This window comes from Pseudoalteromonas luteoviolacea DSM 6061, assembly GCF_001625655.1.
Lineage (GTDB): Bacteria > Pseudomonadota > Gammaproteobacteria > Enterobacterales > Alteromonadaceae > Pseudoalteromonas > Pseudoalteromonas luteoviolacea.
Genome location: NZ_AUYB01000142.1, coordinates 1 through 5,048, shown reverse-complemented (window position 1 = coordinate 5,048; position 5,048 = coordinate 1). Strand labels below are relative to the sequence as shown.

Genomic DNA, 5,048 nt, shown 5'->3' with positions numbered 1-5,048 from the left:
AAATTATATGAAAATAATCATTAAGCGTTGAGTTTAAGTTTTTAAAATGTAAAATTGCAGTTTAGTTGTTTTTATTAAGTAAATATTATGTCACGGATAGATCTGAAAAAGATTATTTTGGTAAGCTTTTGCTTATTGTCATGGACTGCCATTGGGCAGGGTTTTGGTAACACCTCTCCAGATTATATTATTTCTTCATCAAATATAAACGGTCAAGTTGTGTTGATGTGGACTCAACCAAATTATATAGATCCAGGAAATACACCATTTTCTGATATGGTTAAAGGTCCAGAGGTCAGTAGCCTCAGTAGCACACTTCAAAATGGTAATTTTGTCTGTCTACAAAACAATTTCAACAGTGGATGTAACAGTGGATATATTGAAGGACTTGAATATCGAGTCGAAGAGTCGGTAAATAGAGGTCCATATACTGAGATATATACTCGATATGTTGGAAATGTAGATGGGACGCACTACGCGCGTTTAAGTTTAAATAGAGAGTCAGGCACATATCGATATAGGATCAGCGCCAAACAGTTAGGAGGAACTTTCCTAGCAGCCGAGCCAATTAGTCTTCAGCATCTAAAGTTAGAAGCACCAGCATTTCTCAATTTGGAAACTCCCAATAATTTAGTGTGGCCGGCCGCGGGCGAACACATACAATCATTGGTATACAGCGCAGTTCTAACAGAACAATCCGATGTTTGCGACGACTCAACATCTTTGTCTTGGAATCTAGTAGAAAGGACCTATGGGAATCAACATAGTTTGACGACCTATGGAAATGAGCTAAGGGCATTTAAAGTACAGTATTGCAAGAGTGGGAGCTCTTGTACAAGTTACAGTGATGTAGTGTATTACGGAAATATTCACTCAAGTAATGTAAGTGGTTTGAGTTCTGCAAACGCCAATTCGCCCGCCTCTAACGTTTGCAAGACAACAATTAACAATGACGAATATCTCGTTTGGAAACCTGTAGATGGTAATGTGCAATACCAAGTACAGGGGTTGAATCATAGTGGACAATGGCAACAGGTACACAATGTTCAACAAACTGCCGTACCGCTGAAACATAGTTTACTAAAGAGCTTTCAAAAAGTACGAGTGCTCGCCTGCGACAACCAACAATGCAATCAGATTGGTTCACAATCAGGGATCGTCGTAAACGACAACTGGGTAGCAATGCCTACCAACGACCCACTACCGTCTGTTGACCTTCCAACTGTAGATAATATTGGTGCCATCTCGGCGAAAGCCAGTGTAAATGGCGGCGCTGCAGCTTATCAAATACCAATTAAGCTACCACCTGGGCGAGCCAAAATGCAGCCCAATATTGCCTTAAATTACTCTTCTTCGTCTGGGGTTGGCGTTGCAGGGCGTGGGTGGTCTGTATCCGGTTTGCAATCTATTAGTCGATGTGATGCAACGATAGCACAAGATGGCTACAAAGCTGCTCCAGATTATGGTACTGATGACAGGCTTTGCTTAAACGGACAGCGTCTTGTTGCGACGAGCGGCAACTATGGTGAAAGCGACACGTATTACCGAACAGAACTAGATAGTTTTGTATCTGTTAGACAGGTAAATAGCACCAATGATAGTGCGTCATATTTTGTTGTGCGATACAAAAATGGTCGCACAGCTTATTTTGGCAAAAGTGCACAGAGCAAAGTTGTACACGGAAATAAAACAGCTGCATATGCTTGGATGATTGAGTACGAGCATGATGCAAGTGGGCGCAATTTTATTCATTACGATTATGTTTTAGGTGGTGAAGGTGAAAAGCTCATTGATGTGATCTCCTACACTGGCGACTCTGCCATTGCCAAAGGTCGCAATCAGGTTGAGTTCATCTACGAAAACAAGCGCCAAAGCTCACTACGATATGTTGCGGGTGGCCGCCTAGAGTCCACTAAACGCTTGGCGATGATAAAAACCAAAGTATCGACGACACAAGTTAACAGCTACGCATTGGCATATGAAAATAACAAGGCAAATAACACTGAGTTATTGTCGAGCGTGACCCTTTGTTTTGCATCGAATGCTTACTGCTTACCTGCCACCACAATTAATTGGCACAATAAGCCAATACATTATGATGTTAGGAAAGTTGCAGATAGGCACGGTAATTCTTTGGCTGCATCATCCGACGCTAAGTACCCATCTGATTGGTTACCTAATGGTGACCGCAATGGAGATGGTGTAAGAGACTGGCCTAAGCATTTTGTAGACCCTGAGGGAAATAGCAAAGTGCATGATTTGAGCATGCCAACCTGTGTTGTGAGAACAGGTATGATGAATGCGGAATGTACATCTGGTGATTTTAACAGAGATGGTTTGACAGACTTATGGGTTAAAAACGAAAGTGATAAATTGCGACTAGGGTTTGGTCAGTTTAACGCCTCCCCTCGCTGGTACAATACAGATATCTCTTTGGGTGAATACGATACTGTTACGAATATCTCAGACTTCAATAGTGATGGCTATGATGACATTGTTGTTTATAGGGGGACTGATTTTAATGGCGGGACAGCAAAACTTCACTTATATCTCAACGCTCAACGTACAGGTGACTCTACTTTTAGTGAATCGAACAAACACTTAATACACAGTTGGAGTGTAGAACGATCTCATGATCATAAAAATGCAGTGACCTTTCCTGGTGATTTAGATAGCGATGGCACGCCAGATATCGCGATTTCAGAACCCGTTGAAATAGCTTTTTCAGGAGGACAAGTATTTACCTTTGAATTGACGAAAGCGCTATATCTTGAATGGTCTGGTGGTGCGCTAGTAAAGAGTGAGGTTGATATTAAATTTGGTGGGCTGAGTGCAGACACCAGCGCGTTTAGTATGTTATTTGATGTTAATGGAGACGGCTTGATGGATTGGCTAGGTTGGCGAAATGCCACTGGCGCTGATGGCAATCTCCACGTCGCGATAAATATGGGAGACAGGACATTTGAAATGCCATACTCTCTTGGAAAGAGTATTGCAACTCGACCCATGCATTATTGGCATACCTATGGCGCTGAGTGGTCAATATATCTCATACCCAAATTCCTTAACGGCTTGATCCCTTTTGATGTGGATGGTGACGGTAAAGCCGAATTGATCATGCCCGGAAAGATAGATACTGAGTATTGTGTAAACGTTCAATCTAAACCGAATACTTTCGTTGAAAAGTGTGGCGCAGAGCTGTATTCATACTATGGCAACGGGTCGACGAGTAGAGTCAACTTTCAACCGGGAATTGATTCAAGTATTTATAAATATGATGCCTATCACTTTGTCTATGACAAATTGACAGGGAAATATGCAATTGAGGTGAAAAATACCGATATTGTTGGTAGAGCGGGGGAAACCTTTGCAGCAGATGGCTTTGGTAAAGGGCTTACCGATTTGATGTTCTTATACAAAGACGAACATTGCACGTTTGGTCCAGCCAAATGCTATTTTAAAGACCCTGTTTCCGGTTCAAAAATGACAGGTAAAGGCATTAATTACGTCTACTACAACCGCAACAGTGGTTCGGTATCGAGTGCTAGTAGCCTAAGTACCTACCAGCCCAATGCCATCGTTGAATCTATACAAGATGGACTGGGCCGTAAAGCAAGCTGGAAGTTGCTGCCATTGTCTAGTTCGCAAGGGGGGATAGGCTCTACACCTCATTATGAAACGGACCATAGTTATATTGGTGATATCGACAATGCATTCCACTTTAGTTCGAGTATGTACACCGTGTCGCGCTTTGAACAAAGTAACGGGGTGGGTGGTACGTCAGCGACAGAGTATGCATACAAAGGCGCGGTTTTTAGTGCCGATGGACGGGGTTTTTTAGGTTTTAGAAGTATCATTGAAAAGAATATCGACAAAGGCTTAATTACCCAGTCGGACTACTCTCAGCAGTTTCCGCGACATGGCAAGTTAATCACCCAAGCGACCTTTAGAGACAGTGATTTTGATTATGCCGCAACGTTACTGGGCAATGCTGATAGCGAAACAAAAGCCATTAGTCATAGTGAGTTTAAATGGTTAGACAACCCAGCTCACTATGTGTCATCAGGTAAAGTACACCATAATTATCTGAAAAAACACGTCACCACTGCACGTGATATCAATAACTTGCAAAACAAGCTAAGTACAAGAATCAAAGAGGTCTTGGAAGTTGATGCCTATGGCAATGAGTTAAACGTATTACTAACGAGTGAAGACAGCTTTAATAAAAGAGAAAAGCGAGTAGAGAACACTTATGTTACAAATGCAGACACATGGTGGCTTGACAAACTAACCAGTTCAAAAACAACCAAATACAAAATAAAGAGCAGGCACAGTGAAGATGCGCTCAATCTCTATAGTCATTCTGGGTCTGGCAACGAACTCATGATGTTTAGCGCCGGTAACTTGGGGAGCAACTTTAATCCAATTGGTCGTGGGGAAGCAGTAATACAGAAAGACCTAGATGAGACGGTATCAATCACAACCAACTGGCGCGATTTTCACGCGAGCCGTAAACCAAGAAAGTATGTGGTTTCGCCAAGCTCTGGGCTTGGTAGTACGGTGACAACGACAATAAATGCTTATGGATTGCCTGATTCAATCACGACGACAGCCCAAGTTGCAAATGGTCAATATGAAAGCAGAAAAGAAGCTTTTGTTTATACCAGCGATGGTTATTTTGTTAAGAAGCATACCAACGCTAAAGGGTTCGAAACCCTGTCAGAAATAGACAGTGCAACTGGCTTGACCAAAAGCGTTAAAAAGCAAATTGGAGCGGGTCGGTATATAACCACATCATTTGATTATGATGATTACCAGCGCCCATATAGTGAAAAAACAACGGGCCAACCTGCTGTCTATTCGGTTGTATTGGTGCCAGATAGTGAGGCGCCTCACACTGCTGTCATGCAGTTAACAACACTGTCAGCCGGAAAACCCACTATCAAGACCTATATTGACCAATTTAACCGAACGGTGCGCGTGGCGACGCAAAACAATGAAGGGAATTGGATTTTTGTTGATACCCAATTTGACAGTAAAGGGAATAA

The 5,048-nt window shown here is 42.3% G+C and carries 1 protein-coding gene; it reads left to right on the top strand.

Annotated features, from left to right (window positions below; all coding sequences use genetic code 11):
* Window positions 1-87: 87 nt before the first annotated feature.
* Window positions 88-5,048: SpvB/TcaC N-terminal domain-containing protein (locus N475_RS22525; protein ID WP_211270626.1), on the top strand; the 4,961-nt coding region annotated here is incomplete at its 3' end.